The organism is Candidatus Tisiphia endosymbiont of Dioctria linearis (assembly GCF_964026545.1).
Taxonomy (GTDB): domain Bacteria; phylum Pseudomonadota; class Alphaproteobacteria; order Rickettsiales; family Rickettsiaceae; genus Tisiphia.
The window spans coordinates 1,264,861-1,286,963 of the sequence record NZ_OZ032156.1 but is presented as its reverse complement, the minus strand read 5'-3'; the positions used below and the strand labels follow the sequence as shown (position 1 = coordinate 1,286,963).

The following is a 22,103-nucleotide window of genomic DNA, read 5'->3' as shown; positions in this document are numbered from 1 at the left end:
AACTTATGATTAAACTAATGTGTTAGGTGTTTAATGGAAGATATTCATAATTGGCAGTCAAAATTTGAATCTTGTGAGTATGCTGAAAGGTTACTCAATAAACTAACTCGACTGAATCAGCAAGTAAAACAACCAATAGATATTGATGAGGTTAAAAAAGGTATATATTACGCCAAAAAATATCATGGTTCGCAAATGCGACAATCCGGCGAACCGTATTACTCTCACCCGATAGAAGTAGCGTACATGGTTGCACAGCACACAGCATTAGAAATGCCCCAATATTTCAGGACTGATATGATTATTACCAGTTTACTTCATGATACTATTGAAGATACAGCTCTAACTAAAACTATGATTGATAGTATTTTTGGTAGTCAGGTTGCTAATCAGGTAGAAGACTTAACCAGAGTGAAGGTAGACAGAAAAATTAGTGCAGCAGAAACAGTAGAATTATTATGGCTACAAAAGAAATATGATGTCTTAATCATTAAGCTATTCGATAGAATTCATAATGTACAAACTATTGGAGTAAAATCTCCAGAAAAAATTAAGAAGATAATAGAAGAAACTCTTAGCAGATTTATGAGTCTTAGTATTTATCTTGGAACCCCAAAAGTTGAGCAAATATTAGCAAGGCTATGTTTTAAGAATATGCAGAGACAGAATGATCACCAAACTTTACATGATAATTTCCGGCTTCCTTCTCTAGTCTCACAAAGTAAAATATCCCAAATCCATAACCTATTGCCATAGACACTATGATCAACGACACTCCCCATTGTCCAAAATATTTCTCACAATAGATAATTCCAAATGATGTAGTAATATGCATGAGAATACGAGATATAGCATATATAAAACCACCATAAGTAAAACGTTGGAAAATGGGAATATGAGTATAAAAAACAGGGGTAGCTGGATTAGTGCTAAGCACAAATAACATAAAAAATGATTGCAGTGCAAATATATGTAATGGACTGTTTATATGGCTTAGCAAGTAAGGACAAAGCAAGGCAACCGGACAGAATATAAATAGTTTTGCTTTCAATATCTTTAATGGATGTATTCTATAACTTAAATACATTAATAATATATAGCCAACTAAATTCACCATTGATACGATAAAATTTTGATTAATTACTTCTTCTGGTTTATAACCAAACTGAGTTTTAAGGATATTCCCACAATAAATATACGTAAAATAAAAACATAATGGCCATCCACATTGTATTAGAAATAAGGCTATAGTTGTTTTTTTGCTTACTTTTTCATGTAATATAGGGTCATCTTTTAATTTAGCCATGCTCACACCGGATTTATCTAAGATATTTTTTAACCGACGTGTTGCATCTGCAAAATCCGTTGTTTCTTTTAGTGCTGTTCTAGCAACACCACCAACCATTGCAATTAGTGCACCGATCCAAAATGCAATACGCCAATTAAATTGATATTTAGTTGTAATAGATGCAACGCCCAAAGCTGTTGTCCCTCCTAAAATAGAAAAAATTGCAACTAACATTACAGCCGGATATTGCATAGGTGGTTTCACGAATTCAGTTAAATAAATTTCTGCACCTACTATTTCTCCCATAGATGACATGCCCTGTAACATGCGGCACACGGTAACTAACCATGCAGCTGCTATACCTATTTGTTCATATGTTGGAAGAGTAGCAATTATAATGCATGAAATAGACATAATAAAGGTTGTGATAATAACTATTGGTTTACGACCGATTTTATCACCTATCCTACCAAAAATAAGTGCACCAACAGGTCTTAAAACAAACACTGAACAAAATGCAAAAGCAGACTGCAATGAAGAGGTAAAAGGATCGCTTTTTGGGAAAAAGAGCTCATTTAAAAGAACTGCCATATGTACATATAGCATCAGATCAAAATACTCAAGAAACGTCCCAACTGAAAGTAATCCGACAGCTTCTTTTTGCTCCTTGGTTAGGCTACTTTGTTGTTGCTGATACCCTATCATTTCTCCACCTATATAAATTAGTGCTAATAACTATACTAATGATTTAAGTAATGATAGCAAGAAAAATATATGTAGAAAACTGAAATAATAAATTGTTGCTTGTAACAATATCACGGTATTCAATAAAGCGTAAATGTTATAGAAAAGATTTCTTGTACATGGTAAATTTGCAAAATTCTTTTTGCAATATCTATGCCAATTGTAGTAATCTAATCATTTTGGTTTCCAATTTGTTGGCTTAAATTTATTATATAGTAAAAGCTATTGAATTAGGTGATAATATATGAAAAAATAAGAGGAAAATGTCAATTTTATGTTAATTTGATGTGTATTAGTTCTTATAACACTCCCAATTATCGCTATGTTCTTTATCACCTAATTCAATCTGTTTCACTATAACTTTAGAAGATACTAATAATATGAAAACTGTTTTACCTGAACGCTCCCTGATCATTCAAGAAAGACTTGAATTAAAAACAGTGACGGAAAAATTTTGTTTGGAGAGAATTAATAAAGAGATAATCTAACTAAACTATTAATAAAAAGTAAATAAATTGTATTAATTAATTTTCCTCTAATATTTTGCTAGCTAATACGTATAGTTTCTGTTCTATCCATTTTACTCGAACTAGTTTTGCTAGAGGTATAAAGTTGTTTAAAGTATCCAAGGCTATTCTTTTTTGTTTTTCTCTTGACTTAATATAATGAAGGGTTTGCATATTATGTAATCTGTCAGCAAGCTTGATATACCATGCATCCGTATCTTCCGGTTGAAGCAGTTTCTGTAAGGCATGTTCTCCTTCAATTTTTACTTTCTTTGTTATAAGATCGTCAAGCTTCGTCAGTTTGTTAACTAATTCTGCTATTTTGCTACCAAATAAAAACTGTATCTGATCAATAGTAATAGATGTATCCTCTACAATATCATGTAATAATGACGCTGCTATTATTTCAGTTTTACAGGAAAGTTTGGCTGCTATTAACGCAACTTGTATTGGATGATGGTAATATGACTCACCAGAGTGTCGTTTCTGATCTGCTTGGTATTGGATAACATATTTTAATGCCAATGTTATAACGGGGATGTTTATTATAGTACTGCGTCTTTTACTATATGCTATAATTTTATCCAAAAACTCCTTCATCAAAGAGTCTTGTAGTTGCCGGCTATGAGGCGGATATGAAAATAACAGGACTTTTTCATCGGTCATAAATAACTCCCTATTGAATGTTTTCTCTGGATATTGCTTAGTCATTGCGAGAAGGCGTGAGCCGACGTGGCAATCCATAAAAATGATTAAAAATGGATTGCTTCGACCTACTTGCGTGGTCTCGCAATGACGAGTTATAGGCACATACGTCACTTAAATAGCTGGCATAGTTACCTCCTATTTACTTGAGTGTTCTTTGATTGTAGTTTTGATGCATTCAGTGGTAGTGCTTTATTAGATGGAGAATCTTTACTCATGAATCTTTCTATCATCCGAGCTGCTTTTTTTTCTGGTTCTAAAGAATCATCTATTTCTTTATTTTTTGCTAGCGGTGCAGTTGTTGTATTTGGCTCTTTCTCTTCTAGCTTTGATTTTAAAAAAATATTTAATTTTTCTTTATCGGGATTAGATTCTGGTAATATATCAGCAACTAGTTGTGTTTTCTTCAGTTGCTCATGATAAGATTTCTCAGATGTTTCTAACTGCACTATCAGTTTATCTACTTCTTTCATGCTTTGGATAGATTCTTTTCGTGTTTTATCCAACTCAGATAATTGTTTCTTTATAGAAGTTAAGCCTAATTTTTTATGACCACCGCATATTTTTACACTATTCTCTAACTCTTCTAATGCTGTACTACTTGCATCTGCTGTTTTCTCGTTGTGATATACTACTGCATGGGTAGCATAATGTTCTGCTACTAACTTACCGGCTAAATTAGGGTCTTGCTCGGCAAGTTGTTGTAATAATTTTCTTTGTTTATCTTCAGACAATTTCTGATTACTAACTGCTTGCTCAGCTGTTTTTTCTAATATTTCTTCAGCTAACTTTTGCCTATCATGATGATATTCTTTCTTTTCTTGTTGAATGGGTAAATCACTATTGACAACATTAGTAGTAATCATCATATCCTGAGCAGTAGTGATAGTTTGAGAAAGGTTGATTTCTTGCCCTTTATTCTTCTCCAAAGCTAACATCATTTCTTGATATTTACCTTGGGTTACTGGCAAACTATAGACCTGTCCTAAATGCTCTATATAGCCTATCGCATCATCTCCTTTACCATTAAATCTCACTGGTTTTGGACTACTGATCTCTGACAATTTACCTTGACTATCATAATGAGCAGTAAAATATACTGCTCGGTCTAAGGCGATATTTCGACCATTTTCATCTTTTACCGCTAATGACAAATGCATTGAACCAGTTTTATTTGGCAATTCTGTTGGAAAATCTATTGTTCGGTAGTTGTTGATTTGCTTAAGAGTGCCATCTGACAAAGAGACTAGAGAATTAATTTTATGAGTTGTTTCCTTGATAGTAGCTAATTCATCACCTGAATCATTTCTTACTATCTGGCTTCTGATATTACCTTGCCTATCACCATCTTGCCAGTTCATTGTATGAAATTGATCAGCAAAATTATGATGAACTTGCTTGTATCCTGCTATCTCTGTTTTTTCTAGTTCAGTTTTAACTTGGGTATTTGCAAATGCTTGATCAATTATTGGTCTATTATTGACATTTTTCAGATATTCAGCAAATTCCTGATCGTCATAGTTAGTTACGGTTAGATCATGATTCTGAGCTATATATTCTCTTAAAATATCACGCTGTTTTTGCAGAATTTCCTGCCTGATGGCTTTGGTGATCGGATCTAAGTCGTCTATATCCAGAAAGTTGCTACTAACTGAATTGGTTAAAACAACTAAGTCCTGTGCTTCTTCTATTTGTTCTGTAACCTCATTACTATTCTCTTCAAGAATATTAGTGGGTTGTGTGTTATCTTTCATAATCCTACTCTATTAATGACATGTGTATATAACTGTCATTGCGAGGAGACCGTAAGGTCGACGAAGCAATCCAGAAAAATTAAATTTGGATTGCTTCGTCGGCTGACGCCTTCTCGCAATGACGCTAGTACTTTTACCCAAATGTCATTGCGAGGAGCCACTTTAGTGGCGACGTGGCAATCCAGGAAAGTTGTTAGAAATGGATTGCTTCGACCATTACATGGTCTCGCAATGACGAGTTATAGGCACAGATGTCATTGCGAGAAGCTACTTTAGTAGCGACGAAGCAATCTATTATGTGGTCTCGCAATGACGCTATTGCTAATACTTACGTTATAAGACTGCAAAAATAATAGAGTTTGACTATTTGAAGAAATTTTTGTATGATCATAGTTACACCTCAATAACGGTTGTAATTTAATAGCAATGCTATTGGATTGATTTCACTAGTAAGTACTTTTGAGCTGGGAAACTTTCGAGTACTTACTAGTGTATCAGCAAGTCTAATACCCAAATTTTAGCTTTATTAATAAGCTAAACGTTTGGGTTGTTACACTGGCTTTTTTAGTTTGAGATTTATAGCTAACCCGATTAGCATTATGCCGTCACCGTCATTGCGAGAAGGCGTGAGCCGACGAAGCAATCCAAATTTAACTTTTATGGATTGCCACGACCACTACGTGGTCTCGCAATGACATGTATGCATCCCAAACGTCATTGCGAGAAGTGCGGAAACACGACGAAGCAATCCAAAAAATTAGTATAAATAAAATATGAAACAACCAGCTGTATATATCATGGCAAACAAAAAGAATGGCACCCTATATACTGGTGTTACTTCAAATCTTATTAAGAGAGTTTATGAGCATAAGCATGATATTATTGTAGGGTTTACTTCAAAATATAAGTGCAATGACTTAGTATTTTATGAAGTATTAGAAACAATGGATACTGCTATTGCTAGAGAAAAGCAAATTAAAGCTGGCTCCAGAGCTAAAAAAATAAAATTAATTACTATTATGAACCCAGAATGGCGTGATTTATATGAAGATATTGTTTAATGTATGTTTTGGATTGCTTCGTCGTGCTTACGCATAAGCGTCAGTTTAAGAAAACAATAATTAAGAAACCGTCATTGCGAGGAGACCTTAGGTCGACGAAGCAATCCAGAAAAGTGATTAGAAATGGATTGCCACGCCACCTACGGTGGCTCGCAATGACGACTTTTCTACTTTATTTTCTTAAGCCTATGCGTGCTTACGCACTTCTCGCAATGACGTTTGTGGTACATATACGTCATTGCGAGACCATGTAATGGTCGAAGCAATCCAGGATAAAAAAATATATATTGACTTTAGGTGTGTATATAATTTAGAATTCGAGGTGGAATTACTGTAAAGTAATTCTGGGGTTTAGCAACCTTCACCTTAGGGGTCATCAACCTACAATGATGATACTTGACTTTTTATGGTCGGGGAGACGTTAGTTATGTCCAGGGCTTAAATGTTTACATTTAAGCCTAAAGACTATCGTAACTGTCCTAAGGCGGTTTTGCTAACTCCCCGATCACCAATCTAGATTACTTACTTCTAAAAATCTTGTCTTTGGTGGTCAAAAACTTACAGTTTTTTGACATTTAGGGGAAGATTATATGCATTTAAGTTGGGATTTGGACACAGCCATTTTTGCCACCTTTTTAATTTTTAACTTAGCAGTAGGTCTATTTTATAGTCGTGGTATAAAAAATATTAAAGAATATGCTATAGGCAACCGCAATTTCTCCACCAGCACCATAACTGCTACAATTATTGCCACTTGTATAGGAGGTGGTCTCTTTTCTGAAGCAGTTAGTGAATCCTATAAACAAGGTTTATATTTTATCATTCCGGCATTGGGTGAACCTTTAGCTCTCGTAATTGTTGGTTACTTTTTAGCTCCACGTATGGCAGAGTTTTTGGGTAATCTTTCCATAGCTGAAGCCATGGGGACTCTTTATGGTAAAAAAGTTCAATTGCTTACAGCTATAGCAGGCATCTTTCTTTGTATAGGAATAGTTGCAGTGCAATTTAAAGTTTCAGCTACCATGTTGCAACTTTTCTTTAATGTTTCTAGTTTTCATGCTGTTTTGGCAAGTGCTGTTATAGTAATATTATATTCAGCTTTTGGCGGTATCAAGGCTGTTACTTTTACAGATATAATACAATTTCTTACTTTTGGCACTGTTGTTCCTATCATTACTTTGATAATTTGGGGAACTCTGCATGATCCTCACAAAGTTTTTGTAACAATCACAGAAAATCCTTTATTCGATTATAGGCAAGTATTTAATTTCAATGATTTTAAGTTCATAAGCTCTTTTTTCCTGTTATTATTTTTTCTAATTCCAGCTTTTCAACCGGTTTTTTTTCAAAGATTGGCAATGGCTAAGAATATCATACAAGTTAGAAAGTCTTTTATAACAGGAGGTTTAATATCTCTTACGATATTAGTAATAATAATCTGGGTTGGAATATTATTACTGGCAAATAATCCTAATCTTGACCCTGAGAAGTTATTAGCCCATATTATAGAGAATCACAGCTATCCAGGATTAAGAGGGCTTACTGCTATAGGTATTGTAGCAATAATCATGTCTACGGCAGATTCGTACATTAATTCTTCAGCTATATTATTCACTAATGATATTTTAAAATTATTAGATTTTGATGTTATAAAAAAGGTTCATAATAATCTTAGTGATCTCATTATATTACGTGTTTTCGCTATTTTTGTTGGTATTTTTGCTATTTTTCTAGTTTTCGAAGCAAGTAACATACTTGATTTGCTGTTAATAATATTAGGTTTTTATATGCCTGTAGTTTCAGTGCCTTTTCTTTTAGCAATTCTAGGCTTTCGTACTAGTAGTAAAGCAGTATTAATAGGAATGTTTGCTGGATTTATTATAGCAGTTAGTTTTAAAGTCTTAAATGTACAAATGAAAGCTGTCATACCAGCTATGGCAGCTAATTTGTTAACTTTGATGTTTAGCCATTACTTTTTTAAACAACCTGGTGGTTGGATTGGCGTAAAAGACCCTAGTCCTATAATTGCTCTCAGACTTGAACGTAAAAGAAAATTCAGAAGAATTATTAATTCAATCAAACAATTTAATCTGGTGAATTTTTGTAAAGGTAATCTACCAAAAAATGAAATTACTTTTTCTCTATTTGGTTTCTTTGTAATAATTTCCACTTATTCATCATTATTCACTATCCCAGAATATTATACCACAAAATATGCTAATATTTATCACTTCATCTACCACTCAGTATTACTAATATCTACCGGGTTTGTAGCTTATCCAATATTGCCTCCTAGATTTAAAAGCGAGAGGTTTATAGCTGTAATATGGAATTTAGGTGTGCTATATATGTTGATTTGTGTTGGAAGTATGCTGGTCATTATTAGCGAATTTCATCAACTACAATGTATGATATTTATTATTAATTTACTAGTTACTGGTATTTTGCTCAGATGGCAGATAGCTTTATTTATAGCGATTTTTGGTACATTTGCATCATTTCAATTTTTTAAATGTTATATGGGTGAAGACTATTTAACCAGTAGTTTCAGCGATATACAATTCCAAATGAATTATCTTTTGTTGCTATTTAGTAGTGCATTAATAGCATTTCTAAAACCAAAACAAAAACATGAAGAATTATCTGAAATCATGAAGAATGTATGGGAAACAAAATCAATAAAACTAACGCATGATTTGATCAAATTAGCACAACATGAAGAAGAGTTTTTTAACAGAATAGAAGAGCAAGAACAACAGCAACTTCATACCTTGCGACTCCAACTTGAAGCATTATGTACAAAACTACAAAACACAGCTAATGAAGACCAAATTTCTTGGATTACTGAAGAATTACATGACGTAGCAAAACGAATAAAGGGCTGGGCTTCATATCTTTCTACTATTACTCATAGAGTAAGACATCAAGTGCATATTAAGCTTACTGAAATTAACATTAAGAATTTAATAGATGAAGTAGTAGGTGAATGTGAAAAATTATCTGATCAACCATTACAGTTTATTGTCCGTAGTAAACAAAAAGATCATAACATAACATGCGATTTAGAAAAAATGAAGTCAGTAATAAAAAGTCTATTGATTCATGTTATCAACAATAATGTCGATGGTAATATTGTGAGTATTTTTCTAGAAGATGATATTCTAGATTTTGAGCTAAATATATCAGAAACTACTAAAAGTAAAAAACCAATCAAAGCAATAAAGCTAATAATACAGGATCAAGGCGGTACACTTACTGAGCAACAACTGCAATTACTTCTTACTCCAACTTTTAAGCAGACGAATGAACTAACTTTTTTGGAGTGTTTTAATGTTATAGATGCTCATTATGGGAATTTAAAGGTTCATAGTAACCGAGACCAAGGTATAAATTATAATATCACTATTCCTGTTAATATTAAGGAGATTCGACCTAAAGTAATGGATTTACCTGATATAGTAAAGGCAGTTGAGTTATGTTAGTGATTGTGATAATATAAAATGAAAAATGTCAACTAGCCCATACAGTATAGATTTAAGAGAAAAAGTAATAAAATATCTAGAAGCAGGAAATAGTCAAAGGTCAGCATCTAGAGTTTTTCAATTGAGCCCTACAACAGTAAATACATGGCATGTAAGGTATAAGAAAGAAGGTCATTATCAAGCAAGGAAGTATAAAGGAGCAAAGCCTAGTATAGAAATGGATGATTTTATCAAGTATGTAGAAGAAAATCCTAATAGCAAAACGGAAGATATTGGTAAGAAATTTGGGATAAGCGCTAGTGGGGCAAGATATTGGCTAAGACAATTGGGATTTAGTTATAAAAAAAAGCCTTTACCTATGTGGAAGCTAATGCTGAAAAGCGATGTAAGTATTTAGAAGATATCAAAGATCTAGCTACAGATGCGCTTGTGTATATAGATGAGAGCGGAATAGAGATGAACATTACCCAAGATAGAGGTTGGGGAAAGAAAGGTCAAACACTACAAGCAAAGAAGAGTGGGAAGTATTACCAAAGGACGAATATTATAGCAGGTTTGGTAGGTAATAAATCTATAGCCCCTTTTGTATTCAATGGCACCTGTAATACCGAACTATTTAATAATTGGGTAGAGCAATTTTTGATAAAAGAGCTTATAGCTGGTCAAGTTGTGATTTTAGACAATGCTGCTTTTCATAAGTCTAAGAAGACTAAAGATTTAATAGAATCAGTAGGATGTAGGGTAATATTTTTACCACCTTACTCTCCTGACCTAAATCCAATAGAGAAATTTTGGGCTAATATGAAAAGGTGGATTAAACAAAAAATCGGGCTTTCACAAGAATTGTATAACACCATTTGTGCATTCTTTGCTGTAACATAACTTAACTGCTTTTGCTATATAAGGATTGAGAATTTACAAAAGATTGCAGAAATATTTTTACAGGCACAAAAGGATGACAGGTTTAATATAGCACAGAAACTTTTTCAAGCATGTGTTGACTTTGATATCATTGAACGAATTACCTTAATTAAAAAAGAAGAATTTACCAATATTAAAAATTAAAGTTACTTGAAAACGGTATTTATTATTACGCATAATTTGTTATTAACACTTCATTAGATGTTCTTCGGTAATTTGATATCGGATATTTGATTGTAATAGTCAGGGTGTTTAAATATCTGACTAGAAAATAAAAAATCAATTAATTGTCTATGATTATAAATGCCAATTTTATTTTTAGCATTTGTTATATGTTTTTCTGCAGTTCTGTATGATATGCCTAATCTACTTGCTATGTGCTTTTTAGGAAACCCAAGGGCTGCAAGTATAAGACATTCCAGAGCTCTTTGGGTAAGAATGAAAGATTTGCCTAGATAATTTATGTGAAGTTTAGTTATTTTCATAATGGAACCATTTTTAGTTATTGCTTGAGATCCTTTCTGGAAATAATTCGTCCAAGCTATTTTGACTAAAAATTTTTACGTATAAATCATTGTGCTGTAAAGTTTCACAGTATGAATTATTGCATCTTATGCTACTTAGAACTATACTAACATAAAGACTGACAATGTTAATAAACTGCTCAAAAGATTCAAGATGGTTAATGTAATAGCTAATAATCTCTGGATTGTTACTTGAAGACAAAAAGTAAAATCCTTCAATTTTATCTTTTGTTCTTTGGTAGATGATAAAGCTGTTACATGTTTCCTGATTATAGAATCTTCTCAAAGTTTCGTATTCGTAGCCTAGATTTTTGCTTTGGGTGTTTGTGATATTGTCAATATTTCTTGTGCAAAAACCGATAGTTGTTCCATCGCTTAGAAATTGACGATAGCCAAATTCCTGAATATTTAAGTTAAATATCGCCGTCAATTGGTCAGTTAGCTTTGCTTGTAATTCATTTTTTACTAACTGTGCAAGAATAAATTGATTGATTAGGCATTTACTCATTACACCTTCAGCTATTTTTTTATCCCTTTGTTCATAGTCACTCTCATTACTTTGATAAAATTCATCAGAAGCTTGTTCGACTAAAGCAAGTTGTAGTCCATATTTGATAGCTTTTTTGTTCATAATTTTTACTTTAATTGCTGTTATTATTCAGATTATGACAAGGATTTTTCTAAAAACAATAGGTATTTCATTACGTGAAACGCTATTTTATATAGAAATATAAGACAAGAGCTGTAAAATAATTAAAATTAGTTCATGTGATGACACAAGCTTAACAACATCGTTGTATTTCAGCAGTGAAATAAGCAAAAGATTTTGGATGTTCTAGACCTTGCTTGCTAATATGCTGGAGTATTAGGACAATCTTTTGATAAATAGAATCGATACTAATGCCAGTTTTTATCCATTCAACTAGCAAAAATTGATCCCTAGGAAAAAGCATACTATGCTCACTAAAGAGTAATTGCAGTTTATTGTATAATTCGTGATAAACGGCTAATTGCCCTGAGTTATCCACAAGCCTATCTATATCATCTAATCTTAAATCAATATCTTTCTTTTTAGACGCATGCACGTAGCATTGATTTTGCATATGCTATAGCATCATTTGATTTACAATCTTTACTTCCTATTGATATAATATTTTCAACTATTTTGTCATCTATATTACAATTCTGTTTACCCCATCTCTTTCTAGCTTTCAGAGAATTCTTTTGTGATATTAAAATAGTTTTTTGGTATTCTTTTTTGAGTTCAGTATGAGTAAATGTTTTGTCAGAAAAAATGAAAAAATTTTGTAAAATTTTTTTGTAATTTTGCCATTTTTTTGGTGTAATGCGTAAATAATGAGCAATTTTTGTATCATCATGTGGTAGTTTTCCACCACTTATCCACATATGTTCCAATAGACGAATATAAACACCATATTCATCATGTTTTAGTAACTCTGCATCCTTAATAATAGCTGATGGATAAAAGAGTTTACGGTAAAATTCTGTCATAATTAATGTCCTTGTTAATTAATATAAATTGGTAAAATATTTGTACTAAAAAGACTGTTCATTTTATGAAACCAAAAAAAATCTTTAAAAAATTGGTAAAAAGTTCTAATTTTCTGAAAAATTTCCTAAAATTTTCTGCTAACTTTTATAGTTTTTATAGTTTTAAAAAACTTATCCATGCGTTGCCCACAAAGTTATCCACAATATTTGCGAATAACTTTAATATCATTAATGGTTGTTTAATAGTATTTTATAATTAATGGTTTTATTAAAACTACTTATGCAAAGAGATAATGCTAAAGATTAGAGGAACATTGCGTACCGATTAAAACTTAAAATGACCATGAAAGATTGGACAAGCAAATATCCTGTAAAAAGATATATGAATTATTTTATTGTCTTATGTAACCAGCTCTTCATGGTCATTTAATGTGCTTAAAACATCAGAAATATGGAAATTATTATCTGATACATAAGAGTTATTGATTGGATTTTAATATGTTAATTACGATTGATATACTAATCCCGAAAAGAATTAGTATGTAATTTTTCTTTCTCAAATAATTTATCAGAAAGCCTATGGAAATCATTAGCTGAAACTGCTCCAAAAGTTGTAATATAAATTTTAAAAATGACATTATGCTTGGGTACAACATCTTCATGGATATATTTATGTACTTGACTTCTATTCTTACCTATTTTCTTAGCAAATATATGAATTGGCATGTGTTGCAGCTCTAACCACTTTTCTAATCTCATACAACCTTTAAATAATCAACCAACAAATTGTAGATATATTCATTTAAAAAAACATCGTTTGCTAAATATTCCAAAGGATTTAGTTAATTAGTTCATCACATGAACTAATTTTTAAACCCTTTTACAAAATTATACTGCTTATAAAGCTAAAGTTACAAGACAACAAAACTTTATAAAACAAATTATTTTATGTTGCATGTAATGAACTGACAGTTGTGTAATGTAAAATTATGTTGGATGCTAAGATAAAATTATAAAAATAAGAAGAGCTGAAAATATTATGCCTATAAAAGAATATTAATTGCAAGATGAAAAAGCAAGAACAGAAAGACAACGAAAATAACAATTAATGGTAAAAAAACTGTTATTGACTTTAGGGGAGTATAGTTTAAAATTAAAAATAGAGTAACTGCAAAGTTACTTTGGGGGGTAGTAACCTTAAAAACACAAAGCGGTAGATATCAACCGTTAAAACGATGTTCCTCGACTGTTATGGTTGGGGGGATGGTAGTTATGTCCAGGGCTTAAGGTGTAAATCTTAAGCCTAAATGCTATCATAGCTGTTCTTTGTGATGGTTTTACTAACTCCCTGATCACCAAAGTAATCTTTAAAGATTCTTTGGTGGTTAAAACTTGATAACTTTAAGTTTAATCATAAAGGGGATACCATCATGACAGATAAAACAACTTTACCTTCCAAAGCAATAGTCTTACTGAACCCAGCTTATGACGATCCTACTAGTCTTAAGCTTCGCAACAATATTATCACTGCCAGCCAAAAGAACGGGCTAACGATAGTAGGAATTATCCAATCTACAGAACCTTATGATCATGCCACTCTTGGGCAATTAATTCGCCAAATAATGACTTGTACTAATAAGCCTGTCACCATCCTAATTGACGAAGATCTGCGGCATACAACAATTAATACGCTACTTTGGGCTGTACTTGGTACTTTGTCATCTGCTAACCTAATTGCCATTACTACTTACAACAGATGCTATGAAAAAGTACTCTTGCAAAAGGTAAATATAGAGGACGATTATCTTCTATAAGTTGCTGCTACTTATTGTAAAAGATACCATACATTTGGTAGTAAAAAATCAAATTTAAATATAGATGAATAATATATCCAATAAGGTAACTAAAACTATTCTTTTAGCTCGTGTCTCATCAAAAGAACAAAAAAATAGCTATTCTATTGAAGTCCCAAAATACCATCTGCAGGAATATAGTATCTGTAAAGGTTTAAAAGCCCTGAAAATCTTTGAGAGTCTATAAGATAGTATTGAACCCTTAATCCAAAACTTATTAACTAAAATAGGAGAAATTTTATGACAGAAAAAGCCAAGAAAGCAGTAATATTAGCTAGAGTTTCCAAGAGAACAAGAAGATGGTTATTCTATTGAGGCACAAAAATATCGCTTACAAGAGTATTGCACTCGTAAAGGTTTAGAAATTTTAAAAATCTTTGAATTTTCAGAATCTTCTACTATTGGTAATCGCAAAAAATTCATGGAAGCTATAGATTTTGCTAAGAAACAGAAGGAGTTAGTTGCAGTTGTAACTGATAAAGTTGATCGGTTGCAACGTAGCTATAAGGAAACACCACTATTAAACGATCTAATTGAGAAAGGCAAAATAGAATTGCATTTTTATACAGAAAATTGTGTTATTCATAAAAACTCTACCTCACAAGAGCGGATGATGTGGAACATTTTTGTGATGATGGCTCAGTCTTATGTCGATAGCTTGAAAGATAATATCAATCGTAGTATAGAGCAAAAACTACGTCTAGGTGAGTGGGTTAGTACTACACCTATTGGTTATCTGCATGTGACAAGTAAAAAGTCAGAACGTGGCAAAGGACAAATCATCATTGATCCTGATCGTGCACCACTTGTGAAGAAAATATTTGAAACTTATGCTACAGGTAATTATACGTTGTTAGCAATACTGAAAAAAACTCGAAAGTGGGGCTTACGTAATTCTCATGGCAACCAAGGTTATTTATGTTGTTCTCATATATACAAAATTATTCAAAATCCGTTTTATTACGGGGTAATGAGATTATTAAAAACTGGAAAACAATATCCGCATATATATCCTCCTATAATTAGTAAAGAACTATTTGATGCTTGCCAAAGGATGCGTCTTAACTGGAATAAAAAACCTTTTAAGTATGGAGAAAAAGAATATATATTTAGAGGATTGATAAAATGTGCTGCTACTGGTCGAGTTGTTACTGCTGAAACCAAAAAGAAGACCTATGTTAATGGTAAAACAACAGAGTGGACATATTTACGAGTTTGGCAGCATGGCAATACTAATAAAAGAATCTACGTACAAGAGAAACAAGTATTAGGAGAAGTAGAAAAGGTATTAGCAATGCTCTATTTGAATCCTAAGTTATTAGTTGAAGTAATTTCTTATATTAAAAGCTCAGCAAAAATTGAACAAGATTTTCATAAAAGGAGAATAGGTGAGTTATACACTGAACAGACAAAGATAACAACACGTATGAACAGGCTCACTGATCTATTTTTAGACGGTGACATTACAAAAGGAGAACATGAAGAAAAACGTAAAGAATTAACACAAAAACGAACAGATATTGCTATAGAAATAGAAAACCACGAAGTAGCCGATGATAAATTTTCACAACAGCTGATAAGCCTAGTAGAACTGGCTTCTGGGGTATTAGAAACGTTTAAAGGTTCGACTGCTACAGAAAAACGTAAATTGTTAAATTTCGTATTTGCTAACCTAGAACTGAACGGTTGTAAGCTAGACTACACCTTGCGTCCACCGTTCGACATGTTCATAAAATGTAGCGAAATAGGAGAATGGTACACCCGGAGGGAGTCGAACCCCCAGCCTTATGATCCGTAGTCATATGCTCTATCCAATTGAGCTACGGGTGCCTTATATTATGCCTTGGACTGGATATTGGATGACATTGTTGCTTATTTTTATAAAGTATCCTAAAAAGTAGTGAAATTTTTAAGAAGAGTAAATTATATCCTTAAACTTCTATTATGTCAATATATCACTGTCAATGAAAATTCCTCCATTATGGGATCGTTGAAAGATAAAAAATTGTTCTAATTTCAAAGAAAATCTTTTGTCTAAAAAATTACAAAAAAATCATCAACTATGAGGTTTTTAAAAGATTGCAATTTTTTTTCATAAATTTTAGCTTTTTGTTCTGCCAGATACTTAATTTTATATAGCCATAATGGTTAAGCATTTCAAATTAAAATATATTCCATTCATAAATTCAGTAAATTAATTTTTTGTAAATTGTAATCAACTATTGACCCCTTTAAAGGAAAAATTGTAATGAAAATTGCCCCCTAAATAACTAACAATATCTCCGAAAAATTAATATTGTTAATATTTTTTACTCTGACAAACTTTGTTCACCTGAACTTACTGTTATCTCAAGCGGCAAATTAAAGCTTTGTTCCTTAGCTGACTTAAGCTCTGGCAAATTTTGTCCACAAGAACAATTTTTTTGTGGCGTTCTGTATGTACTGAGGACGGGGGTGTCTTGGCGTGACCTTTTATCAGAATATGGAAATTGGCACACAATCTATACAAGATACAAAAGATGGAGTGAGAATGGATTCTTTTGGCACTTGTTGTATCACCTTCAAAGTGTTAAACAGTTGTTAATGGATATAGTATTCGTTGATGGCTCAATTGTACCATTACATCGACATGGAGGAGGTGCTTTAAAAAAATAAAGGTTTACAATCGACAGGGAGGGGTAGGAAGGGATTAGGCACTACAATCCATTTAGCAATTACCAGTAATGCTTGTATTAACTGCCAATTATTTCCCGCTCAAAGGCAGGATTGCAAAACAGTTGAGCAATTATGGCAAGACTGGCCTTGGGAAGAAGTTGACTTTGTTGTTGCGGACAAGGGATACGATAACTGCAATATTAGAAATTTTATCAAATCAAAAAATGCTATTCCCGTTATTCCATATAAAGGAGTTTATTTGCCTAATGACTCCAATTTAACACCAAAGGATTTTTATGATACCAAAATTTACCGCAACGGCATATTATTGAAAGGCTTTTTGGCAGACTTAAGGAAAATAAAAGAATTGCCATGCGTTTTGATAAGCTTGATTCCACCTTCCTCAACTTTATTGCATTGGCTCTTGCTAAATTATTCAAATTATTTTGTTAACAGTGCCATAATTAAGCTAACTATAAAAAAAACTGCAAATTAAACAATTCTAGTGCTTCTGCTAATGATTTTGGTAATGGTACTAAATTATATTGTTGATCAAAAGCATTGCCATATATTTTGTTGATATTATTGATTTTATCAGGAAATTCTAGACCTAATAAGATAGAGTTTAAAATAGTAAAAATTGCTAAATAAGGGTCGGTTAGTGGGCTAGCTATTCTGTGTTCTAGTCTTCTAGGAAATGAGTCAGGAATGCGTACGGCGACAGTTCTATTATTATTACCAAAAGACACATTAGTTGGTGCCATAAAATTTTCATCTAAACGAAGATAATCATCTTCATTCGGCATAAATACCAAAAAACTATCGAGCATATAATGACAGATGCTCTGCCCCATTAGATCGATATCAACTATACTACTCGTTAAAGCAGAACTATCTATAAAATTTACATGAAAATGTATACTACTACCATAATCGTTTGGCAATGGTTTTGCAGAAAAATTTACCTTGCCCTGCAATTTTTTTGCAATAATTTGTATTTTAGACTTAGTGCTACTAATTTTTCCTATATACTCAATTATGTTAGTAGAAGGTGGCAAATCTATCTCAAATTGATTATCGCCTTTTTCTTTCTTAACTGTTATGCCAAGCAGAGTTTGCAATTCGAGTGAATCAATATTTTTACTTAAATAAAATTCTATTTCCACTCCAATGCAAGGTATTAGTGAGTAATTTGTTTGGAATTTATTGATGATTTTTTGCAATGCATTGCTTTTTTGCAAATGATCTGATAATTTATATATAAATTTTTGTGGGATTGACATGTGGATGAGTTTATAAAAAATAAAGTTTATTATAAAATTTTTGATAAAAGCTTCAAGCAATCTAGTCATGTTTATAGTAAAAAAAATAAGTCTGGTGTTTCTAATAACTTAGAAATTGTCCAAAATAATAGGTTAGCAGTAGTTAAACATTATAGTACAGAAGATATTGTTATTTTGCAGCAAGTGCATGGCACCCAAGTTGTTGATGCTGATTTAATTACTGATAATGACATTGATCCGGAAGCTGACGGGGTTGTTACTACCAAAAAAAATCTAGTACTAGCAATACAGACCGCTGATTGTGCTCCTGTTTTGTTTAGTAGTAAGGATGGCACGGTTATAGGGGCTGCTCATTGTGGTTGGCGTGGGGCTAAAGCTGGTGTCATTAATAATGTGGTAAAATTAATGCAAAAGAAAGGAGCAACAAATATTAAAGCTCTTATTGGCCCTACTATTCAACAATATTCTTATGAGGTTGATCAGGAATATTATGATAATTTTACAAATCAGCAGCCTAATTACTCAAGATTTTTCATTAGATCTTCGAAAAAAGGACATTATATGTTTGATTTACCAGATTATGTAGATTTTCAATTAGAAAAAGCTGGTATTAAAGACATGACCATTATAGTAGAGGATACCTATAGTAGACCTGAGAGATATATAAGTTATCGACGTTGCTACCACACTGGAGAATTATATAACACCACCATATTATCTACTATTGTAATTAAAAACTAAAAATATAATTTAAGGAGATATCATGAAATCACATAGTTTTACATCTGATGATGCTATACAAAGTTCGGATAAAAATTTACAATTTATAGCAGAATGCTTTGATCCTAAATATGACAAAGATTATAAAAATAAGGCTGAAGTACAAATTAGATTTGACAAGGATATAAAACGTAAAGCAATATTTTATATTGAAACTGCAGACGGAAAGCTAGTAGACCTAGTAGCTCAGTGTAAGGTAGGTAAAGATGATGAGTATGAAGTAACCTATCAAGACATGCATAAGACATTAACCAATGATTATAACTTGTCAGAACAACAAACAGAATATATTTTAGCAGCAAATTATCAAGCTGGTATAGCTGGTGGTATAGCTGGATTTAACAAGTTGAAAACAAAAACATACGATAATTGCTACGATACGGATAATACGAATGTTATAGAGAACGAATGGCTAAGAAATGGTGTTGTGTCTAAGATTATCATAGATAAAGATAATAATCTATCATATGTCGCTGAACAGAAAATTATGTTTGATTGTAGTATGCACGTTTTTCGTCCACATTCATATATCAGAGAGATGGTGGGGACAAAATTTGATAGCCATGACTTTATGGCGGTAAATATTACAGCTACATTAGGAACAGTAGGAGAAGCTGAACCGGCACAGCAAGTAGTAATTGATGTAGCTGGTACTGGAAAGGTCGCTAGTCAAATTATTGATGACCTAAAAACAATAGAAACAAAATGTCCTACCAAAAATCCAACATCAATTATTGAGACTAATGGTGCTTTATCAAAGCAATTAGTAACTGATCCTCTTAATGCTGAACAATATAAAACAGCTGTAACAGAAAGAGTTTCAAAAATTTTACATTCTGAACAAGACGAGACTAAAACAATAACAGCATTAAAAAGACTAGATGGTGTTAAAGAGGCTTTAGCTGATTTGTTAGTAAAACAAATTGACCAAGCAATCGAAGCTCAAAAAGATAAAAAAACCGATAAATTAAGTGCAGAGTCAATTAACGATATTGCTAAAGAAACTGCTAGGCAGTTAAGTAAGTTTATTGATCAGCCAGACGAATATGCAATGAAGAAATTTTCTAAACAGTTAGTAAAAGATCGAGCTGCCTCATCGGGTGTGATAGTTCCTAGGAAAAATTTTATTAAAAAAATTTGTGGATATTTAAAAGATAAATGGCACGGATATTCTGCTGACAAAAGCAAACTACCACTTGAACAATTGCATGACAAAGCAAAAATTGTAGGACAGGCAGCAAAATCACATATGTCATCTAAAATATCAATATCACCACCTCCACATAATAAAAAAGAGGGGGCTAGGACAATTTAGGAAGATATATGTGAGCGTTTACAAAAAAAAAATTTACAAGACGTCTATTAGCGAGAAGGCATGAGCCGACGAAGCAATCTATTTTTGATTGCTTTTATGAATTGCTTAGTCGGTTCAAGATTCCCTCTCTAATAGATGTTGACCACATACGACTTTCTTTCGATAATTGCAGTCTATAACCTCGTACGCATAGTCATAAAACCTTGAGGCATAGGATTGTTCTCGACAAACTCTAGAATTTGTTTGGCATTTGCAAAAGCTGTTTTTGAGGTAGTATCAACTGTTAAATCATATTCACGCAAGCTACTTGCGTGAACTCTGTCTATTTGATCATTCGATAAACCTATAGCACGATCACACCGTAGGATTTCTCGCTCTTGCATCACTGAAAGATCACAAAAAACTCCAACAAAATAGACAATATAGCTACTCAAGGTTTTTATGTAAGATTTGAGGCAGGAATCATCAAATAAGACTTCATCAATAATAATATTATTCCCTCGGCTTGCAAGCAGATTGGCAAAATCTGGCATTACACCAAAAAGTTGTTCAGCTTTTGCTCCACTCTCAACCCGCATGGTTGCAGCACGGTCATTACTTCCTGGCACAAAGGTAAAATATTCACTAGATACTTTATCATTATATGAGCATGGCATCATATTGATAAAACTATCTACACCAAAAGTAAGCCAAGAATCCTTACTTAAATGTTGTATTGATCTTGCGATAGATGTTTTACCGGCAGAACCACATCCATTTAAAAATATAATCTTACTCATATGGTACCTTTGTGATATTCGTCATTGCTACAATAACGCCAAGGTGGAACAGCCAAAGAAACTGGTAAGTTTCTTACAGTAATAACTGTATCTGCTAATGAATAATAATCATCCACCCTAATTAAAGCTATTGCCATGTTCTGATAAGCTGAACATACCACGCCAATTTTTGTATTATTGGCGATAATTTCATCGTCTTTCGCGATATCTAAACTACCAGTATTACCGGAATCTATGTTAATGGATAATTTAAATATTTTTTTTCTTACAACTCCTTGGTATTTTGTTCTGGAAACAACTTCCTGCCCAATATAACAACCCTTACTGTAACTTATAGCATTTAACTCCTCAGCCCCATATTCGATGGGAATAGACCTATTGGCAATTAAATCATCATAGCCATCAACTATGGCAAAATTATATTTATCCTGCTGATATAAGCCTTCTATTCTGGTGGTTGTTAAAAAATCATCTTTATTAATAATTGAACGAAAACCAAGTTGGTTATAACGAGGGTCTTGGTAGCTATTGAGTGGCAATTGCTGCTTTGAGTAAATAACCTGATAGGCGGTAGTTAAGTCATTCACTTCAATTTTAGCACGTAACTTGTACTGCACTAAGTGATTTTTAAATAAATCTGATTGATTAATATTTATATCAATAAAAAACCTCGTTGCCGATAATTTCAATACGAAAAAATCAAACAAATATCTCCCTTGGTTAGTTAGAGCATAGCTATAACAATAATCGTTATTTTTTATATCATTAGTGATCAAATTATGCAAAAAATTCATCGCATCATCACCAGAAACTTCAATGATTGATCTATTTGTTAATATTTCATACATAACTACCAACTATTACATTTTAATTGACTTTGTAACTTTTATAACTACTATAGTATAATGAAGCAACAATTGTTTGCCATAAATTATTTATTA

General features: G+C 32.3%; 21 protein-coding genes, 1 tRNA gene and 3 pseudogenes. 13 read left to right on the top strand and 12 right to left on the bottom strand.

The genetic code is table 11. From position 1 onward, the window contains the following. Positions 1-33 precede the first annotated feature (33 nt). A complete protein-coding gene (locus AAGD42_RS06275) occupies positions 34-756 on the top strand; it encodes an HD domain-containing protein (protein ID WP_341752665.1) in 723 nt (240 codons plus the stop codon). On the opposite strand, the gene AAGD42_RS06270 is transcribed toward AAGD42_RS06275, so the two are convergent. From AAGD42_RS06270 to AAGD42_RS06260, 3 genes are all read right to left on the bottom strand, one after another. Continuing rightward, positions 647-1,993, bottom strand: coding sequence for an MFS transporter (locus tag AAGD42_RS06270; RefSeq protein ID WP_341752664.1), 1,347 nt, complete (start codon positions 1,991-1,993; stop codon positions 647-649). The genes AAGD42_RS06275 and AAGD42_RS06270 overlap by 110 nt on opposite strands. 563 nt (positions 1,994-2,556) lie before the next feature. Continuing rightward, entirely contained in the window at positions 2,557-3,204 is a 648-nt protein-coding gene (locus tag AAGD42_RS06265; protein ID WP_341752663.1) for an HD domain-containing protein, read from the bottom strand. A 170-nt stretch (positions 3,205-3,374) separates the two neighbouring features. Then, complete coding sequence (locus tag AAGD42_RS06260; RefSeq protein WP_341752662.1) at positions 3,375-4,997, bottom strand: Sca4 family protein; 1,623 nt, start codon at positions 4,995-4,997, stop codon at positions 3,375-3,377. Between the two features lie 773 nt (positions 4,998-5,770). Between AAGD42_RS06260 and AAGD42_RS06255 the strand changes: the two genes are divergently transcribed. The 4 genes from AAGD42_RS06255 (at position 5,771) to AAGD42_RS06240 (ending at position 10,422) form a co-directional block, all read left to right on the top strand. Next, a complete protein-coding gene (locus tag AAGD42_RS06255; protein ID WP_341752661.1) occupies positions 5,771-6,058 on the top strand; it encodes a GIY-YIG nuclease family protein in 288 nt (95 codons plus the stop codon). A 590-nt stretch (positions 6,059-6,648) separates the two neighbouring features. Then, positions 6,649-9,540 (top strand): sodium:solute symporter family protein, encoded by a 2,892-nt coding sequence (locus AAGD42_RS06250; protein ID WP_341752660.1) that lies wholly within the window; start codon positions 6,649-6,651, stop codon positions 9,538-9,540. A gap of 25 nt (positions 9,541-9,565) precedes the next feature. Beyond that, positions 9,566-9,937: a helix-turn-helix domain-containing protein gene (locus tag AAGD42_RS06245; protein WP_341749594.1), complete on the top strand. Its 372-nt coding sequence runs from the start codon at positions 9,566-9,568 to the stop codon at positions 9,935-9,937. Next, entirely contained in the window at positions 9,901-10,422 is a 522-nt protein-coding gene (locus tag AAGD42_RS06240; protein ID WP_341749620.1) for an IS630 family transposase, read from the top strand. The genes AAGD42_RS06245 and AAGD42_RS06240 overlap by 37 nt, the downstream gene beginning before the upstream one ends. A 236-nt stretch (positions 10,423-10,658) precedes the next feature. On the opposite strand, the gene AAGD42_RS06235 is transcribed toward AAGD42_RS06240, so the two are convergent. The 5 genes from AAGD42_RS06235 to AAGD42_RS06215 form a co-directional block, all read right to left on the bottom strand. Next, complete coding sequence (locus AAGD42_RS06235) at positions 10,659-10,946, bottom strand: helix-turn-helix transcriptional regulator (RefSeq protein WP_341752659.1); 288 nt, start codon at positions 10,944-10,946, stop codon at positions 10,659-10,661. A gap of 13 nt (positions 10,947-10,959) precedes the next feature. Continuing rightward, on the bottom strand, positions 10,960-11,616 hold the full coding sequence (locus tag AAGD42_RS06230; RefSeq protein ID WP_341752658.1) for a hypothetical protein: 657 nt from the start codon (positions 11,614-11,616) through the stop codon (positions 10,960-10,962). 151 nt (positions 11,617-11,767) lie between these two features. Continuing rightward, positions 11,768-12,070, bottom strand: coding sequence for a hypothetical protein (locus tag AAGD42_RS06225; protein WP_341752657.1), 303 nt, complete (start codon positions 12,068-12,070; stop codon positions 11,768-11,770). Further along, positions 12,057-12,497 carry a DUF1376 domain-containing protein gene (locus AAGD42_RS06220; RefSeq protein ID WP_341752656.1) on the bottom strand — a complete coding sequence of 147 codons (441 nt, stop codon included), beginning with the start codon at positions 12,495-12,497 and terminating at the stop codon, positions 12,057-12,059. Before AAGD42_RS06220 ends, AAGD42_RS06225 begins: the two co-directional genes overlap by 14 nt. Before the next feature lie 519 nt (positions 12,498-13,016). Next, a complete protein-coding gene (locus AAGD42_RS06215; RefSeq protein WP_341752655.1) occupies positions 13,017-13,256 on the bottom strand; it encodes a hypothetical protein in 240 nt (79 codons plus the stop codon). 671 nt (positions 13,257-13,927) lie between these two features. Between AAGD42_RS06215 and AAGD42_RS06210 the strand changes: the two genes are divergently transcribed. The 3 genes from AAGD42_RS06210 to AAGD42_RS06200 all read left to right on the top strand — a co-directional run bounded on the left by AAGD42_RS06210 (position 13,928) and on the right by AAGD42_RS06200 (position 16,148). Beyond that, the gene (locus tag AAGD42_RS06210) at positions 13,928-14,311 is read left to right on the top strand and encodes a hypothetical protein (protein WP_341752654.1); all 384 of its coding nucleotides are present in this window, start codon (positions 13,928-13,930) and stop codon (positions 14,309-14,311) included. 64 nt (positions 14,312-14,375) lie between these two features. Further along, a complete protein-coding gene (locus AAGD42_RS06205) occupies positions 14,376-14,537 on the top strand; it encodes a hypothetical protein (protein ID WP_341752653.1) in 162 nt (53 codons plus the stop codon). A 123-nt stretch (positions 14,538-14,660) separates the two neighbouring features. Further along, positions 14,661-16,148, top strand: a complete 1,488-nt coding sequence (locus tag AAGD42_RS06200) for a recombinase family protein (protein WP_341753412.1) — start codon at positions 14,661-14,663, stop codon at positions 16,146-16,148. On the opposite strand, the gene AAGD42_RS06195 is transcribed toward AAGD42_RS06200, so the two are convergent. Then, positions 16,104-16,180 (bottom strand) — tRNA-Arg (locus AAGD42_RS06195). The two genes, AAGD42_RS06200 and AAGD42_RS06195, sit on opposite strands and share 45 nt — an antisense overlap. Before the next feature lie 591 nt (positions 16,181-16,771). Between AAGD42_RS06195 and AAGD42_RS07185 the strand changes: the two are divergent. The 3 pseudogenes from AAGD42_RS07185 to AAGD42_RS07175 all read left to right on the top strand — a co-directional run. Continuing rightward, positions 16,772-17,005 (top strand): annotated as a pseudogene (locus AAGD42_RS07185) (transposase); the annotation flags it as partial. 25 nt (positions 17,006-17,030) lie between these two features. Beyond that, positions 17,031-17,246 (top strand): annotated as a pseudogene (locus AAGD42_RS07180) (hypothetical protein); the annotation flags it as partial. A 77-nt stretch (positions 17,247-17,323) separates the two neighbouring features. Beyond that, positions 17,324-17,458: pseudogene (locus tag AAGD42_RS07175) on the top strand (transposase); the annotation flags it as partial. Positions 17,459-17,478: 20 nt separating this feature from the next. On the opposite strand, the gene AAGD42_RS06190 reads toward AAGD42_RS07175, so the two are convergent. After that, complete coding sequence (locus tag AAGD42_RS06190) at positions 17,479-18,288, bottom strand: glutamine synthetase (protein ID WP_341750899.1); 810 nt, start codon at positions 18,286-18,288, stop codon at positions 17,479-17,481. Between AAGD42_RS06190 and pgeF the strand changes: the two genes are divergently transcribed. Together pgeF and AAGD42_RS06180 are read left to right on the top strand one after the other, a co-directional pair. Next, positions 18,289-19,029 carry a peptidoglycan editing factor PgeF gene (gene pgeF / locus AAGD42_RS06185; protein WP_341752652.1) on the top strand — a complete coding sequence of 247 codons (741 nt, stop codon included), beginning with the start codon at positions 18,289-18,291 and terminating at the stop codon, positions 19,027-19,029. A gap of 22 nt (positions 19,030-19,051) precedes the next feature. After that, positions 19,052-20,383 (top strand): hypothetical protein, encoded by a 1,332-nt coding sequence (locus AAGD42_RS06180; RefSeq protein ID WP_341752651.1) that lies wholly within the window; start codon positions 19,052-19,054, stop codon positions 20,381-20,383. Positions 20,384-20,556: 173 nt separating this feature from the next. Here AAGD42_RS06180 and AAGD42_RS06175 read toward each other — a convergent pair whose 3' ends face one another. Together AAGD42_RS06175 and AAGD42_RS06170 are read right to left on the bottom strand one after the other, a co-directional pair. Then, complete coding sequence (locus tag AAGD42_RS06175; protein WP_341752650.1) at positions 20,557-21,162, bottom strand: chloramphenicol phosphotransferase CPT family protein; 606 nt, start codon at positions 21,160-21,162, stop codon at positions 20,557-20,559. After that, positions 21,159-22,010, bottom strand: coding sequence for a YgfZ/GcvT domain-containing protein (locus tag AAGD42_RS06170; RefSeq protein WP_341752649.1), 852 nt, complete (start codon positions 22,008-22,010; stop codon positions 21,159-21,161). The genes AAGD42_RS06175 and AAGD42_RS06170 overlap by 4 nt, the downstream gene beginning before the upstream one ends. Positions 22,011-22,103: the final 93 nt, after the last annotated feature.